The sequence below is a fragment of the Pseudomonas sp. genome, assembly GCF_026224925.1.
Classification (GTDB): domain Bacteria; phylum Pseudomonadota; class Gammaproteobacteria; order Pseudomonadales; family Pseudomonadaceae; genus Aquipseudomonas.
The window spans coordinates 1-15704 of sequence record NZ_JAMFRV010000006.1; the positions used below are offsets into that span (position 1 = coordinate 1).

Sequence of the window (15704 nt, forward strand, 5' to 3'; positions counted from 1 at the left end):
ACAGCGAGGAACCTTTTTCAAACGTCGGGGCGCCGAACCGCAAAAAGGGCTGGCCCCACCATACAGTTCCTCGCCTAGGCTCGGAATTCCCTTACTCCGGCCGCATGGTCTAACGGGGCCTCTTTTCCGTAATTTGATATTCAATACACTCGAGATCCGAAAGGCAGATCAAAAGCTCTGAAACCTCTGAAAATCCTGAAACCCCTATGGGAACGAATTCATTCGCGATGGACCGCGAAGCGGTCCCAAACCGGCAAATACAATTGCAACGGTCAAAACCGCATCAACCAACCTACGGCTGCTGCGCAGCCGATCGCGAATAAATTCGCTCCCACGGCCTGCCGGCCAGAAGCCGGGAGACGGCGTCCAAACAAACCAGCAGCCATAACGCAGACCCGCTTTTGATGTTGGCTCCCAAAACAGCAGGCCGGAGGCCTCCATTAATTGCCCCGTAAAACCATAGAGGCCGAGCGCAGCGAGGGAAGTTGAGCGTAGCGAGACCCATGGTGGGGCACAGACTTTTGGTTACTTTTTGTCGTTTGAAAAAGTGACTCGCTGTAAGAGCGAAACCATTACCCCCAGCAACCACAAACGCCGGATGTACACACTAACCCAACGCCAACACAAAACACGCCCTTGACCCTAACCCCTAAACCAGCAGAACCGCAGGGCCTTGTCTCCAACCTTTTTCCAACCCATACAAGCTGTTACTGTACCGCCCTCAGAAGCCCAAGCCGCCTGAGTCCGATTCAGATTTGATACGTACCCTCCTGCTCTTCGTCAGTCTGGTATTGAGCTTTTCCGCAGGCGCTACCATCAGCGAAAGCCATGGCTATGCGCAGTTCGGCGCACTCAAGTACCCAGCCAGTTTTACTCACTTCGACTGGGTCAACCCCGAGGCGCCGAAGGGGGGCACCTTACGCATCATGGCGTTTGGCACCTTCGACACGCTCAACCCCTATACTTTCAAGGGCAGCAGCCCGATTTCGACACCGAACTTCCTGCAATACGGCGTTAACGAGCTTAACGAGCCGTTAATGGTCGGCACTGGCCAATACGACCCGTCTGGCGACGAGCCCACTTCCAGTTATGGCCTGATCGCACAATCGGTCGAATACAGCGACGACCGCAGTTGGGTGGTGTTCAATCTACGTCCGCAGGCACGCTTTAATGATGGCAAGGCGATCACCGCCTACGACGTGGCGTTTTCCTATAGGTTGCTGCTCAAAGAAGGCCATCCGCAGTACCGCACCAGCCTGCAAGAAGTGGCGCGGGTGGACATTCTTGGACGGCATCGAATTCGTTTTGTGTTCAAGCGGGCCGGTAACCCACTGCTTATTCTGCGCCTGGGCGAGTTGCCGGTGCTGCCGCAGCACTACTGGAAAAACCGCGACTTCAAGGCCACCACCTTCGAGCCGCCCGTAGGCAGTGGCCCGTACCGGATCACCCACGTGCAGCCCGGCAGGCGCCTGGTGTTTGAGCGGGTCAAGGACTGGTGGGGCAAAGACCTGCCGGTCAACCGGGGCAAGTACAATTTCAACCGGGTCGAGGTCGAGTTTTACCGGGACAGCGACGTGGCGTTCGAAGCGTTCAAGGCCAACGAGTTTGATATCTATATCGAGCACCAGGCCAAGAATTGGTCAACCGGCTACACCTTTCCGGCGGTGGCCCATGGAGAGGTGATCAAGGCTCAAATCCAGCACAAGATCCCGACGCAAAGCCAAGGGTTTTTCATGAATACTCGGCGCAGCACCTTTGCCGACGTGAAGGTCCGCGAAGCACTCAGCTTGATGTTCAACTTCGAATGGACTAACCGCACGCTGTTCAGTAATGCCTACACGCGCTCGATGAGCTACTACCCCAACAGCGAATTCGCCGCTTCCGGCCTGCCGGCAGGGCGTGAATGGCTGATGCTGGCCCAGTGGCGCAATCAACTACCGCCAAACCTGTTTACTCAGCCATTCAGCGTATCGAAAACTGACGGTGGAGGTATTCCCCGGGAAACCTTGCGCCGAGTACTGGCACTGTTCGCCGAAGCCGGCTGGACGCTGACCGACCAACGCTTGTTGAACCGCCAAGGCCAGCCGTTGCGCTTCGAAATATTGCTGGTGAACCCGAACCTCGAGCGCATTTTGCAGCCCTACATTGAAGACTTGTCGCGGATCGGCATCGAGGCTCGCCTACGTACCGTGGATCGCGCCCAATACAAACAACGCCTGGACCAGTTCGATTTCGACATGATTTCAATGACCCTGAACCAGTCCCTGAGCCCCGGCCTTGAGCAATGGCAATACTTTCACTCCAGCCAGGCCACGGTCAAAGGCAGCAAGAACTACGCCGGCATCTCCAGCCCGGTGATCGACAGCCTGCTGGATAAATTGCTCGCAGCGAAAACCAATGACGAGCAACTCGCCGCCACCCGCGCTATGGATAGAGTGCTGTTGTGGCAGCACTACAGCATTCCCAACTGGTACCTCGACTATCATCGCCTGGCGTACCGCAACCGGTTCGTCATGGTCACCACCCCGCCCTACACCCTGGGATTGCGCGCGTGGTGGCTAAAGCCCATGGAGAAGATTCAATGACCGTTATGCGCGCCCTGCTGATGCAGGCCAGCAGCATCGTTTTAATGGGCTTGGCCTGCGCCACGCAAGCCGCCCCAGAACACGCTGTGACCCTCTATAACGAAGCGCCGAAATACCCGGCGGACTACAAGCACTTCGATTACGTCAATCCAGACGCGCCCAAAGGCGGCACCTTTCGCCAAGCCGGTTTCGGTGGTTTCGACAGCCTCAACCCCTTCATCAACAAGGGTGTGGCAGCCGACGATATCGGCATGATCTACGACACCCTCGCCCGCCAGGGACTGGATGAGCCGTTCACCGAATACGGTCTGATTGCCGGTAAAATCGAAAAGGCCCCGGACAACAGCTGGGTGCGTTTCTACCTGCGCCCGGAAGCTCACTTCCACGACGGCCATCCCATCCGCGCCGAAGACGTGGTGTTCAGTTTTCAGACCTTGATCAAAAGCGGTGCGCCGATGTTTCGGGGCTATTACGCCGATGTCGATCAAGTTATCGCCGAAGACCCACTGCGGGTGTTGTTCAAGTTCAAGCACAGCAACAACCGCGAGTTGCCATTAATCCTCGGCCAGATTCCAGTGCTGCCGAAGCATTGGTGGGAGAACCGCGATTTCAGCAAGGGCAACCTTGAGATCCCGCTGGGCAGCGGCCCGTACAAGGTCGCCGAGGTCAAGGCCGGACGCTCTATCCGTTACGAGCGCGTCAAGGACTACTGGGGCAAGGACCTGCCGGTGAATAAAGGTTTTTACAATTTTGACGCCATGACCTTCGACTATTACCGGGACAACACCGTCGCCCTGGAAGCCATGAAGGCTGGCCAGTTCGATTACTGGCTGGAGATCAGCGCGAAAAACTGGGCCACCGCCTACAACACCCCGGCAGTCAAGGCTGGGCGGCTGATCAAGGAAGAAATCCCCAACGGCAACCCCACCGGGATGCAAGGTTTCGTGTTTAATGTGCGCCGGCCGATATTCCAGGCCCCGAAGGTGCGTGAAGCGCTGAGCCTGCTGCTGGACTTCGAATGGACCAACAAACAGTTGTTCAACGGTGCCTACACGCGGACCAACAGCTATTTCGACAATTCCGAGATGGCATCTCGCGGGTTGCCGTCAAAGGACGAACTGGCCATTCTCGAACCGTTGCGCGGTAAGGTCCCGGATAAAGTTTTTACTGATGAATTCAAGCTACCGGTAACCGACGGCAGCGGGATGATTCGCCCACAACAGCGAAAAGCATTCGAGCTATTGCAGGAAGCGGGATGGCGCATCGTCGGCGACAAGATGGTCGACGCCCAGGGCAAGCCGGTGCACATCGAATTCCTGCTGGCGCAAACCGAGTTCGAACGAATCTTGCTGCCGTTCAAGCGCAACCTCAGTGACCTCGGTATCGATTTCGTGTTGCGCCGGGTCGATGTGTCGCAGTACGTCAATCGCCTGCGTTCCCGTGATTTCGACATGATCGTCAGCGGTTTCCCACAATCCAGCTCGCCGGGTAACGAGCAACGGGAATACTGGGATTCATCCAGCGCAGACAAACCGGGTAGCCGCAATTTCATCGGTTTAAAAGACCCTGCTATAGACACCTTAGTCGAGGGTCTGATCAACGCCGACTCACGACAAAGCCTGATCACTCACGCTCGGGCACTGGACCGCGCGCTGCTTTGGGGTTATTACGTCATCCCGAACTGGCACATCAAAACTTGGCGCGTGGCGTATTGGGACCATATTGGCCACCCAAAAACCACAGCTTTGTACGATGTGGCACCTTCGACCTGGTGGGTAAAACCTGACGCCACGCCCGCTATTCCTGTGCCTATTCCCGGCCAAACCCCTGAGCAAGCCAAGCCGGCGAGCGTGGAGCAATAAATGCTGGCCTACATTTCTCGGCGCTTGCTGCTGATTATTCCCACGCTGTTCGGCATATTGCTGATCAACTTCGTGATCATCCAGGCAGCCCCTGGCGGCCCCGTAGAACAGATGATCGCCAAGATCGAAGGCTTTGACGGCGCCACCAGCCGCATTGCCGGCGGCGGCGCTGAAGTATCAGTGGCAGGCTCCAGCTACCGCGGCGCCCAAGGCCTGGACCCGGCACTGGTGAAAGAGATCGAGCACTTGTACGGTTTCGACAAGTCGGCACCCGAACGCCTGTGGATCATGATCAAAAACTACGCCACGCTGGATTTCGGCGACAGTTTTTTCCGTGATGCCAAAGTCATCGACCTGATCAAAGAGAAGATGCCAGTCTCTATCTCCCTCGGGCTGTGGAGCACGCTGATCATGTACCTGGTGTCGATTCCGCTGGGGATCGCCAAGGCCACGCGGCACGGCAGCCATTTTGACGTGTGGACCAGCACCGCGATTATCATCGGCTATGCGATTCCGGCGTTCCTGTTTGCGATCCTGTTGATTGTGGTGTTCGCCGGCGGCAGTTATTTCGACTGGTTTCCGTTACGCGGCCTGACCTCGAATAACTTCGACGAATTGAGTTGGGGCGGTAAAATTCTCGATTACTTCTGGCACCTGGCACTGCCAGTGACGGCACTGGTGATTGGCAACTTCGCGACCATGACCTTGCTGACAAAAAACAGCTTTCTCGACGAGATCGGCAAGCAATACGTGATCACTGCAAAAGCCAAAGGCTTGAGCCAGCGGGCCGTCTTGTATGGCCATGTATTCCGTAACGCCATGCTGTTGGTTATCGCCGGTTTCCCGTCTGCGTTCATTGGCATCTTCTTCACCGGCTCGTTGCTGGTGGAAGTAATTTTCTCCCTCGACGGCCTGGGCCTGATGAGTTTCGAAGCCGCCATCAACCGCGATTATCCCGTGGTGTTCGGCACGCTGTTTATCTTTACGTTGCTTGGGTTGGTGGTGAAATTGATCGGTGACATCACCTATACGCTGGTCGATCCGCGCATTGACTTCGAAAGCAGGGAGCATTGATATGACGCTCTCGCCTCTCAATCGCCGCCGCTTCGCCCGCTTCAAATCCAACAAGCGTGGTTGGTGGTCACTGTGGCTGTTCCTGGTTCTGTTCGGCTTGAGCCTGGGCGCCGAATTGATCGCCAACGACAAACCGCTGGCTGTGCGCTACGACGGCGAATGGTATTTCCCGGTGTTCAAGCGTTACCCGGAAACCACCTTCGGCGGCGAATTCCCCTTGGAAGCCAACTACAAAAGCCACTACATCAAGGAATTAATGAAGGCGAAAAATGCCTGGACCTTGTGGGCACCGATTCCGTTTAGCTACCAAAGCATCAACTATGACCTGAAGGTTCCTGCGCCTGGGCCGCCGTCGTCGGAGAACTATTTTGGCACTGACGACCAAGGCCGCGACGTACTGGCGCGGGTGATCTACGGCTTCCGCGTTTCGGTGCTGTTCGCGTTAACGCTGACGATTCTCAGCTCAATCGTCGGGGTGATTGCCGGCGCGTTGCAGGGTTTTTACGGCGGTTGGGTGGATTTGGTTGGGCAGCGTTTCCTGGAAGTCTGGTCAGGCTTGCCGGTGCTGTACCTGTTGATCATTCTAGCCAGCTTCGTTCAACCCAACTTCTGGTGGCTGCTGGGGATCATGCTGTTGTTTTCCTGGATGAGCCTGGTGGATGTGGTGCGCGCCGAGTTTCTGCGTGGACGCAACCTTGAGTACGTACGCGCCGCCCGGGCCTTGGGCATGCAAAACGTGGCGATCATGTTCCGTCATATCCTGCCCAACGCGATGGTTTCGACCATGACCTTCATGCCGTTCATCCTCACCGGGGCCATCGGCACATTGACCGCGCTGGACTTCCTCGGTTTTGGCCTGCCTGCCGGCTCCCCTTCGTTGGGAGAACTGGTGGCACAAGGTAAATCCAATTTGCAGGCGCCATGGCTGGGGATCAGCGCGTTCGCCGTGCTGGCCCTGATGCTCAGCTTGCTAGTGTTCATTGGCGAATCCGCCCGCGACGCTTTCGACCCAAGGAAATGAGATGAACAAGGACAATTTGATCGAAGTCCGCGATCTCGCCGTGGAGTTTGTCGCCGATGGACAAGTCCACCGTGTGGTCGAAGGCATCAGTTTCGATATTCGTCGCGGCGAGACCCTGGCGCTGGTCGGCGAAAGCGGCTCGGGCAAGTCAGTCATCGCGCACTCGATTCTGCGCCTGCTGCCCTACCCACTGGCGCGCCATCCCAGCGGCACGATTGAATACGCCGGGCATGACTTACTGACACTTAGCGAGAAACGCTTGCGCGGCATCCGTGGCAATCGGATTGCGATGATCTTTCAAGAGCCCATGACCTCGCTGAACCCGCTGCAATCCATCGAGAAGCAGGTCAACGAAGTGCTTGGCCTGCATAAGGGGCTGCAGGGCAAAGCAGCCACTCTGCGCACGCTGGAGCTGCTTGAGCTGGTTGGCATCAATGATCCACACAAAAGACTCAAAGCACTGCCACACGAGCTTTCAGGCGGTCAGCGCCAGCGTGTAATGATTGCCATGGCCCTGGCCAACGAACCTGAGCTGTTGATCGCCGACGAACCGACCACGGCCCTCGACGTGACAGTGCAGCTGAAAATCCTCGAACTGCTCAAAGAACTGCAGGCCCGATTGGGCATGGCATTGCTGCTGATCAGTCATGATTTGAACCTGGTTCGGCAAATTGCCCACCGGGTATGTGTCATGCAGCGCGGTTGCATCGTCGAACAAGCGTCCTGTGAACAACTGTTCGATTCACCGCAGCATCCGTATACCCAAGAACTGCTGGGCGCCGAGCCTAGCGGTGGTCCGGCGAACACGGTTGCAGGCGCCCCGCTGCTCGAAGTCGAAGACCTGCGTGTCTGGTTTCCGATCAAGAAAGGCCTGTTCAAGCACACCGTCGATCACGTTAAAGCGGTGGACGGGGTCAATTTCAGTTTGCTCCAGGGGCAAACACTGGGAATTGTCGGCGAAAGTGGCTCGGGCAAATCGACCATGGGTTTGGCGATTTTGCGGCTGATCGGCAGTCAGGGCACCATACGGTTTCAGGGTAAAACGCTAGACTGCCTGACGCAGCAGCAGATACGTCCGCTGCGTCGGCAAATGCAGGTGGTGTTTCAGGACCCGTTTGGCAGCCTGAGCCCGCGCATGTGTGTGAGCGAGATCGTTGGTGAAGGCCTGCGCATTCATCGCATGGGCACCCCAGCGGAGCAAGAAAGCGCGATCATTGAGGCGCTGAAGGAGGTAGGTCTGGACCCGGAAACCCGGTACCGCTACCCCCACGAATTTTCTGGTGGGCAGCGGCAGAGAATCGCCATTGCCCGTGCATTAGTGTTAAAACCGGCGCTGATTTTGCTGGACGAGCCCACTTCGGCGCTCGACCGGACCGTTCAGCGTCAAGTAGTGGAGCTACTGAGGTCACTGCAAAAAAAGTACAACCTGACCTATTTGTTTATCAGCCATGACCTGGCGGTAGTCAAAGCGTTGAGCCACCAGTTGATGGTGATCAAGCAAGGGCAAGTCGTTGAGCAAGGTGCTGCGCGAAGTATTTTTGCCGCGCCGCAACATCCCTATACACAGCAGCTGCTGGAGGCCGCCTTTTTGGCGCCGGTAGCTGTCGATTAACCTGAAGAGGAACAACACATGGGTTTTCTCGCTGGTAAGCGCGTCCTGATCGTCGGTGTCGCTAGCAAACTGTCCATCGCATCCGGCATCGCTGCCGCCATGCACCGCGAGGGCGCAGAGCTGGCCTTCACGTATCAGAACGAAAAACTGAAAGGTCGTGTCGAAGAGTTCGCCGCAGGCTGGGGTTCAAACCCTGAGCTGTGCTTCCCTTGCGACGTGGCCAGCGACGAAGAGATCGCCAAGGTCTTTGAAGAACTGGGCAAAAAGTGGGACGGCCTGGACGTGATCGTTCACTCCGTAGGCTTCGCACCGGGTGACCAGCTTGACGGTGACTTCACTCAAGCGACCACCCGCGAAGGCTTCCGCATCGCTCACGACATCAGCGCCTACAGCTTCGTGGCCTTGGCTAAAGCCGGTCGCGAAATGATGAAAGGCCGCAATGGCAGCCTGTTGACCCTGTCGTACCTGGGCGCAGAGCGCACCATGCCTAACTACAACGTGATGGGCATGGCTAAAGCCAGCCTGGAAGCGGGTGTACGTTACCTGGCTGGTAGCCTTGGCCCGGAAGGCACACGCGTCAACGCGGTATCGGCTGGCCCGATCCGTACCTTGGCGGCTTCTGGTATCAAGAACTTCCGCAAAATGCTCGCTGCCAACGAAGCGCAAACTCCGCTGCGTCGCAACGTGACCATCGATGAAGTCGGCAACGCCGGCGCCTTCTTGTGCTCGGACCTGGCGTCCGGCATCAGCGGTGAGATCATGTACGTCGACGGCGGTTTCAACACCACCGCGATGGGCAACCTCGAAGAGTAGTCTTCCAGGTGTGTCGTTTCTCCTGAACGACGCATGGGTCAGCAGCAAAAAAGCCCGCGACTCATCACACTGAGTCGCGGGCTTTTTGTTGGCAATCAATATCCGAAAAGAAATTGAAGATTTGCGCACAACCCGCCAGCACAACACCGGTCCGCAGCCGAGGCGAGAGTAGGTTAAGATGCCTGCATATCCGGCTCGAAGTGAGAAGCCCCCCATGACAGATAACAGTCGGAACAATACCCGCCTGATCAAGAAATATCCGAATCGCCGCCTGTATGACACGCACACCAGCAGTCATCTGACCCTTGCGGATATACGTCAGTTGGTCGTCGATAAAGTTCCGTTCCAAGTGATCGACGCCAAGAGCGGCGAGGACCTGACTCGAAGCATCTTGCTGCAGGTAATTCTAGACGCCGAAAGTGGCGGTGAACCCATCTTCTCCAGCGAGATGCTCTTGGGGATTATTCAATTCTACGGTCCCTACCAAGGCGTCCTCGGCAGTTACCTGGATAAAAGCATCCAGGCGGTCATCGACATTCAGTCTCAAACCGGCGCGCAGTCGTCTGAAGCCTGGACCGAGTTCATGCATCAGCAGGCCCCGGTAATGCAAGACTTGATGCGCCAATACGTCGACCAGTCAAAGGCCCTCTATCTGAACACGCAGAACCTGTTCGGCTTGTTCGGTGGCACCCCGCCAGGAGCCGGCGGCGGACGTAAAAAAAATGGCGATGGGGAGTAACCCCATCGCCATCGGTACAGCCCCGCTCTTACGTTGACTTGACTTTACTTGTTGCCAGCAGCCTTGCCCGACGTGGCTTTGCCAGTGGCGGAGGTCGCTGCGTCGAAACCGCTCTGGGCAATGTCAGCAGCCTGTTTGACGGTCTTCTGCACGTTTTCGTAAACGCTACCCGCATTCGCCAGCGTCGACTTGAACGCGGCTACAACAGGCTCGGCGCCAGCCGGTGCGTTCTTGCTGATGACCTCAACGAACTCTTGCGCTTGCTGGGTGCCTGTCTCGACCTGACGCGTGGTCAATTTTGCGATTTCTGACTGGGTACCCGTGACCAGCGCTTGCACTTGGCGATTGAACTCAGCCAGTCGCTCGGCGTACACATTCGGCTGGGTAAAAGAAGCCTGCAGCGCCGCGAACCCTTGAGGATCGCGTACTGCCAACAGCTTGCGAAACCCGTCAAAGTGTTCTTCGCTTGAGGCCCGCAACGCCTTGAACTGCAACTGACTGAACTGTTCAACGCTCTCGAAAATCTTTCCGCTGATTTGCTGCAGAAGATCGAGGTTGGCTTTTTGGCTGCTCTGCAACTTTTCCGAATCAAAAAAAGACATGCGTGAATCTCCTGGCAATAGAAGGCCGACTTGGGCCTGAGACGCGATAGTCGGACCTGCTGAGTCATCGCGTTGACCCTATGTTGCGGCGCACAAATTTATTTGGCAATCTTTTTTTGTGCGCCGCACAAAAACCTTTACTAACGCCGCCACTCTTCGCTATAAAAGCTCATCGCAATTTAAATAAATCCACCAGACAGAGCCAGAAATGGGTGCATAGGTATGACAAACCGCTGCCCCTCGCGCGCGCGCCAAGGGAAAATAATGGACCAGAAATATTTTTTTGCAGAGCAAGAACCCCACCCTTCGTCACAGCAGCATGTGTTCGAACACCTGAGCCATCTGCAACACCTGAATACCCAGAACATCCTCAACGCTTTTCGCCAGCGCCAGGAAACCAGCTTTACCCCTCTGCACCAGGGTCAACTCACGTCCGCCACCGCAGATGACTGGGTGGAATACGTCACCGACCTCGGCCAACGCACCCTGTTGTTCTGGGACACACTACGCCAGCGTGGCGACAACACCCTGGCCCATGAGCGCGCTGGATATCCGCTACTGCTCAAATTCGAGCACAAAACGTTGATGGCCGGCACCGACCTGCCCCGTCCGGTCAACTATTCGCTATTGCGCATTCTCCCCGGGCCCGAGCAAACGATCGACAACAACCGTCGGCCCGTCATCATCATTGATCCGCGTGGTGGCCACGGCTCAGGCATCGGCGGCTTCAAGCAAGACTCGGAGATTGGCGAAAGTCTCAGGGCCGGGCACCCCACCTACTTCATCGCGTTCAGTCACGCGCCTCAACCCGGGCAAACGCTTGCCGACATTGCCAAAGCCCAAGCCCACTTCATCGAAATAGTCAGCGCCCTCCATCCCGCCAGCGCCAAACCCATCCTTATCGGCAACTGCCAGGCCGGCTGGGCCTTAATGGGAATCGCTGCGGCGCGCCCGGAGCTGCCGGGGTTGGTCATCATCAATGGCGCACCGTTGTCGTACTGGGCCGGGGTCAATGGACGCAACCCAATGCGCTATGCCGGAGGCCTGTTGGGCGGAGCCTGGATGACGCGCTTGGGCAGCGATCTGGGCAATGGCCGCTTCGACGGTACCTGGCTGGTCAGCAATTTCGAAAATCTGGACCCGGCCAATACCTATTGGGGCAAGTACTACCATCTGTTTCGCGAAATCGATAGCGAGGCGCTGCGCTTTCTCGATTTTGAGCGTTGGTGGGGTAGCCCGACACTGCTCAATGGTGAAGAAATCGAGATGATTGTCGACGACCTTTTTATCGGCAACCATCTGTCCGGCGGCCCCGGAAGCAAAAGCATCGGGTTTGACCTGAAGCAGATAGAAGTACCGGTGGTGGTGTTCTGTTCTTATGGCGACAACATTACCTCCCCACAACAAGCACTGGACTGGATCTCTGATGTCTATCCCACCGATCTTGCTTTGCGGAGCGCTGGACGCACCATTGTCTACCTGCAACATGCCAGCATCGGCCACTTGGGCATCTTTGTTTCCGGCAAGGTGGCCCGACGTGAACACCGTGAATTACTGGGGGCCGTCGAGGCCATAAATACGCTTGCGGCGGGACTGTATGAACTGCTGATCGATGACCTCCCTGACTCATCAGGCAGCGACAGTGCGCAATACTCAGTGCGATTCGAGCCCAGACGAATCGCCGATATCCACGGCGATAAAGGGTCGACGCGTGATGACGATCGCGAGTTCGCGCTGGTAGATCGCGCCTCTGAAATCAACAGCACGCTTTATGAATGGTTCGTACGTCCCTGGATGCGTCAGGCGATCAATGAGCCCACCGCCGAACTGATGCGCAAGGCGCAACCTTTTCATCAGCAACAAGTGGTATGGAGCAGTCTGAATCCGGCACTCTGGTGGCTTGTTGGTACCGCCGATCAGGTACGCAGCGATCGTCGTCCCGCACACAAGGACAACCCACTGCTGGCCTGGCAGGAGCTGTTTTCCAACCAGACGCAAGACGCCCTGAACGCTTACCGTGATCTCCGGGACGCCGCTCAGGAACTGTGCTTCTACAGCGTGTATGGCGGGCTGAGTGCCCTAACCGGCGCCCATCCCCCCGCGTAAATGCCTTGCAACCAAAAGGAGCCCGCCGAAACACGCAGGACTGTGGCCAGGGACTACCCTGCCAGACGAGGTTTGACTTGCTCAATCCTGAGCACGAAATCATCGACACGGTATTGACCGGGGGGCATGCCGAACCAACGGCTGCAGGCTTTATGAAAACTACTGTGGTCGTGAAATCCGAGAAGATAGGCGACGTGTTTCATATTGTAATGAGAGTGGCACAAATAGAATTCAGCCATTTGCCGGCGCAGATCGCTCAAGACATCTTTGTATTGCGTGCCATTCCTCTCCAGCGCCCGCTGAAGGGTTCTCTTGCTGACATTGAGCGCGGCCGCTATCGACTCCATATCGTAGGGCCCCTGCCCGAGACTTAAGCGCTGAGTGATCAGAGAACGAATTCGGCCAAGAACAGAGCAGCCGACCAACAGCTCCAACTGAGCTTCGGCAATACTGTCATGGAGTATGGCCAACGCCTCATTCGCCATACTCAAAGGATGCAGTAACTCACCCCCATCGAACACAATGCTGTCGTAGGCAGCCCCAAAAACCAACGGACAACCAAAAAGGCGCTGATGCTCCGACGTATCCTCCGGCTCCAGATAGGTGAACCCCACACTCAGCGGTTGCGGTAGATTTCCACCCGTAAGCCAGCGGCAGAAACCCAGCAGCGAAGCCAGACCCGCATCGGTGTACTGCCGGGGTTTAACCGAATCGTATTGCTGGAGATCAAGTCCGGACAGGCGATAGTTTTGCTGCTCCTCAACAAAGAACAGGCTGAATCCAGTACCGATCAATGGGCTGAAACGAACCAGACGCTCAAGGGCGCGTTTCAGATTCAAGCTGGACATCATCGTATATCCCACGATCTGGAAACTGCCGGGGTGGACATGGTCGTAGGCTTTCAAGCCGATATCCAGATCACCAGACGCGTGAGCCGCCAAATCCCACAGCCGATAAATAGTACTTCTCCGACAAAAAGCTGCCGGCAAACTCAGGGTTCTCATATCGAGCCCTGCCTCCTGACACAAAGCAGTCGCGTCCAAGCCTTCAGCCGAGAGCGTGTTCACTAGCACATTGGCATAGCCCGTACTCACTCTATACATGGCACCCTCACCGGCCATTGGCCAAGTCCTTATTGTGGAGCCATTACGAGCCAGCTCTGGAACTCATGCTAGTGGACTTTCGGATACCGGTCATTGGCACCCACGCCTCAATCAATGCGCCAAACGCATATGGCGCCAATGGACACCAAGCAGTCACCTCCAAACACTTCCACCGCACCTGTTGATGCTGAACAATGATTTATCTTGCAGCGCACAAAAAAACAGGGAACAGCATGAACTCTCACAATCGTATAGCTGTGGTAACCGGTGGAATGGGTGGCATTGGCACAGCAATCAGCCAACGCCTATACAAGGATGGATTCAGGGTCGTTGTTGGCTGCAGTCCCAATTCCAGCCGCAAGAATGACTGGATGGCAAGCCAACTGGAGGCCGGGTATCACTTCGAGTGTGTCGATACCGACATCACCGATTGGGAATCAACCCGCAACACCTTTGAAATGGTGCGTGAAAACATCGGCCCGGTCGCCGTGCTGGTCAACAATGCCGGGATCACCCGCGACGCCTCGTTTCGCAAGATCACCCCGCAAGACTGGAACACCGTGATAGGGACCAACCTGACCGGCTTGTTCAACACCACCAAGCAAGTCATTGAAGGCATGTTGGCCCAAGGGTGGGGGCGGATCATCAATATCTCCTCGATCAACGGCCAGCGCGGCCAGTTCGGCCAGACCAACTACTCCGCTGCCAAGGCTGGCATCCATGGCTTCACCATGGCCTTGGCCCGCGAAGTCTCCGGCAAGGGTGTGACCGTCAATACGGTCTCTCCCGGCTACATCCAGACCACGATGACCGCGGCGATACGCCAGGACATTCTCGACACCATGATCGCGGGAACCCCGGTCGGCCGTCTTGGCAGGCCCGAAGAAATCGCATCGATGGTGGCGTGGCTGGCCTCTGAAGAATCCGCCTACAGCACCGGTGCCGACTTCTCGGTAAACGGCGGCATGAACATGCAGTAGCACTCCCCGGGGCATGGATGCCCCGTTCCTGTTCGACAATTTCTGTCTTTCCAATGAGGCTATGCATGAACGAAGTCGTAATCCTTGCCGCTACGCGTACCGCCATCGGCAGCTTCCAGGGTGCTCTTTGCGCAATCCCCGCCACTGAACTGGGCGCCGCCGTGATTCGCCGTCTGCTGCAACAGACGGGTATCGATGCCGCTCAGATAGATGAGGTGATCCTCGGCCAAGTACTCAGTGCCGGTGCAGGACAAAACCCCGCCCGCCAAACCGCGATCAAAGCTGGCTTACCGCACACTACCCCCGCCCTGACCTTGAACAAGGTCTGCGGCTCCGGCCTAAAGGCCGTCCAGCTCGCCGTTCAGGCGATCCGTTGCGGTGACGCAGAGTTAGTGATCGCAGGCGGCCAGGAAAACATGAGTCTGGCCCCTTATGTGCTGCCCAAAGCACGCACAGGTCTGCGCATGGGCCATGCACAACTGCTCGACAGCATGATTCAAGATGGCCTGTGGGACGCCTTCAACGATTACCACATGGGCATCACCGCCGAGAACCTGGCGCAAAAGTACAGCATTAGTCGCGAGGAGCAAGACGCCTTCGCCGCGGCCTCGCAACAGAAGACCGTGGCTGCCATAGAGGCTGGGCGATTCAAGAGCGAGATCACCCCGATCCTGATCCCCCAGCGCAAAGGCGATCCGCTGGTCTTCGATACGGATGAACAGCCGCGCGCCGACAGCACCGCACAAGCCTTGGGGAAACTCAAAGCAGCCTTCCAAAAAGACGGAAGTGTAACGGCTGGCAATTCCTCAACGCTCAATGACGGGGCAGCTGTTTTGCTACTGGCCAGCGCTGCCAAAGCACAGGCCCTGGGCTTACCGATCCTGGCACGGATCAAAGCCTATGCCAGTGCAGGCGTAGACCCGGCAATCATGGGTATCGGCCCCGTCCCGGCCACACGTCGTACCTTGGAAAAAGCAGGTTGGAGTGTGGATGACCTGGACCTGATCGAAGCCAACGAAGCCTTTGCAGCACAGTCTCTCGCCGTTGGCCAAGAGTTGGGTTGGGACACCAGCAAGGTCAACGTCAACGGTGGCGCGATCGCGTTGGGCCACCCGATCGGAGCGTCAGGGGCGCGGATATTGGTGTCGCTGCTGCACGAACTGATCCGCCGCGACGGAAAGAAAGGCCTCGCCACCTTGTGCATCGG

12 protein-coding genes are annotated in these 15704 nt (G+C 56.9%); 10 read left to right on the forward strand and 2 right to left on the reverse strand.

Annotated features, from left to right (window positions below):
- Positions 1-755: 755 nt before the first annotated feature.
- From M0974_RS00365 to phaR, 7 genes are all read left to right on the forward strand, one after another.
- Complete coding sequence (locus M0974_RS00365) at positions 756-2585, forward strand: extracellular solute-binding protein (protein ID WP_297831136.1); 1830 nt, start codon at positions 756-758, stop codon at positions 2583-2585.
- On the forward strand, positions 2582-4447 hold the full coding sequence (locus M0974_RS00370; RefSeq protein ID WP_297831139.1) for an extracellular solute-binding protein: 1866 nt from the start codon (positions 2582-2584) through the stop codon (positions 4445-4447). Before M0974_RS00365 ends, M0974_RS00370 begins: the two co-directional genes overlap by 4 nt.
- A complete protein-coding gene (locus M0974_RS00375; RefSeq protein ID WP_297831141.1) occupies positions 4448-5521 on the forward strand; it encodes a microcin C ABC transporter permease YejB in 1074 nt (357 codons plus the stop codon).
- A gap of 1 nt (position 5522) precedes the next feature.
- Positions 5523-6542, forward strand: a complete 1020-nt coding sequence (locus M0974_RS00380) for an ABC transporter permease (protein ID WP_297831145.1) — start codon at positions 5523-5525, stop codon at positions 6540-6542.
- 1 nt (position 6543) lies between these two features.
- Positions 6544-8154: an ABC transporter ATP-binding protein gene (locus M0974_RS00385; protein ID WP_297831148.1), complete on the forward strand. Its 1611-nt coding sequence runs from the start codon at positions 6544-6546 to the stop codon at positions 8152-8154.
- A gap of 18 nt (positions 8155-8172) precedes the next feature.
- Entirely contained in the window at positions 8173-8967 is a 795-nt protein-coding gene (fabI, locus tag M0974_RS00390; RefSeq protein WP_297831151.1) for an enoyl-ACP reductase FabI, read from the forward strand.
- 214 nt (positions 8968-9181) lie between these two features.
- Positions 9182-9706 carry a polyhydroxyalkanoate synthesis repressor PhaR gene (gene phaR, locus M0974_RS00395; protein ID WP_297831153.1) on the forward strand — a complete coding sequence of 175 codons (525 nt, stop codon included), beginning with the start codon at positions 9182-9184 and terminating at the stop codon, positions 9704-9706.
- Between the two features lie 44 nt (positions 9707-9750).
- Here phaR and phaP read toward each other — a convergent pair whose 3' ends face one another.
- Positions 9751-10308 carry a TIGR01841 family phasin gene (gene phaP, locus M0974_RS00400; RefSeq protein WP_297831156.1) on the reverse strand — a complete coding sequence of 186 codons (558 nt, stop codon included), beginning with the start codon at positions 10306-10308 and terminating at the stop codon, positions 9751-9753.
- A gap of 264 nt (positions 10309-10572) precedes the next feature.
- Between phaP and M0974_RS00405 the strand changes: the two genes are divergently transcribed.
- Positions 10573-12414, forward strand: a complete 1842-nt coding sequence (locus tag M0974_RS00405; RefSeq protein ID WP_297831159.1) for a DUF3141 domain-containing protein — start codon at positions 10573-10575, stop codon at positions 12412-12414.
- Between the two features lie 53 nt (positions 12415-12467).
- Here M0974_RS00405 and M0974_RS00410 read toward each other — a convergent pair whose 3' ends face one another.
- On the reverse strand, positions 12468-13517 hold the full coding sequence (locus M0974_RS00410) for an AraC family transcriptional regulator (RefSeq protein WP_367278925.1): 1050 nt from the start codon (positions 13515-13517) through the stop codon (positions 12468-12470).
- A 233-nt stretch (positions 13518-13750) separates the two neighbouring features.
- Between M0974_RS00410 and phbB the strand changes: the two genes are divergently transcribed.
- Together phbB and M0974_RS00420 are read left to right on the forward strand one after the other, a co-directional pair.
- Entirely contained in the window at positions 13751-14497 is a 747-nt protein-coding gene (gene phbB / locus M0974_RS00415; RefSeq protein WP_297831164.1) for an acetoacetyl-CoA reductase, read from the forward strand.
- Positions 14498-14562: 65 nt separating this feature from the next.
- Positions 14563-15704: acetyl-CoA C-acetyltransferase (locus tag M0974_RS00420; RefSeq protein WP_297831167.1), on the forward strand; the 1142-nt coding region annotated here is incomplete at its 3' end.

Bases quoted from the DNA above. Each gene is read 5' to 3' on its own strand.
- M0974_RS00370 (WP_297831139.1), top strand. From the start codon at position 2,582: ATGACCGTTATGCGCGCCCTGCTGATGCAGGCCAGCAGCATCGTTTTA.
- M0974_RS00375 (WP_297831141.1), top strand. From the start codon at position 4,448: ATGCTGGCCTACATTTCTCGGCGCTTGCTGCTGATTATTCCCACGCTG.
- M0974_RS00380 (WP_297831145.1), top strand. From the start codon at position 5,523: ATGACGCTCTCGCCTCTCAATCGCCGCCGCTTCGCCCGCTTCAAATCC.
- M0974_RS00385 (WP_297831148.1), top strand. From the start codon at position 6,544: ATGAACAAGGACAATTTGATCGAAGTCCGCGATCTCGCCGTGGAGTTT.
- fabI (WP_297831151.1), top strand. From the start codon at position 8,173: ATGGGTTTTCTCGCTGGTAAGCGCGTCCTGATCGTCGGTGTCGCTAGC.
- phaR (WP_297831153.1), top strand. From the start codon at position 9,182: ATGACAGATAACAGTCGGAACAATACCCGCCTGATCAAGAAATATCCG.
- phaP (WP_297831156.1), bottom strand. From the start codon at position 10,308: ATGTCTTTTTTTGATTCGGAAAAGTTGCAGAGCAGCCAAAAAGCCAAC.
- M0974_RS00405 (WP_297831159.1), top strand. From the start codon at position 10,573: ATGGACCAGAAATATTTTTTTGCAGAGCAAGAACCCCACCCTTCGTCA.
- M0974_RS00410 (WP_367278925.1), bottom strand. From the start codon at position 13,517: ATGTATAGAGTGAGTACGGGCTATGCCAATGTGCTAGTGAACACGCTC.
- phbB (WP_297831164.1), top strand. From the start codon at position 13,751: ATGAACTCTCACAATCGTATAGCTGTGGTAACCGGTGGAATGGGTGGC.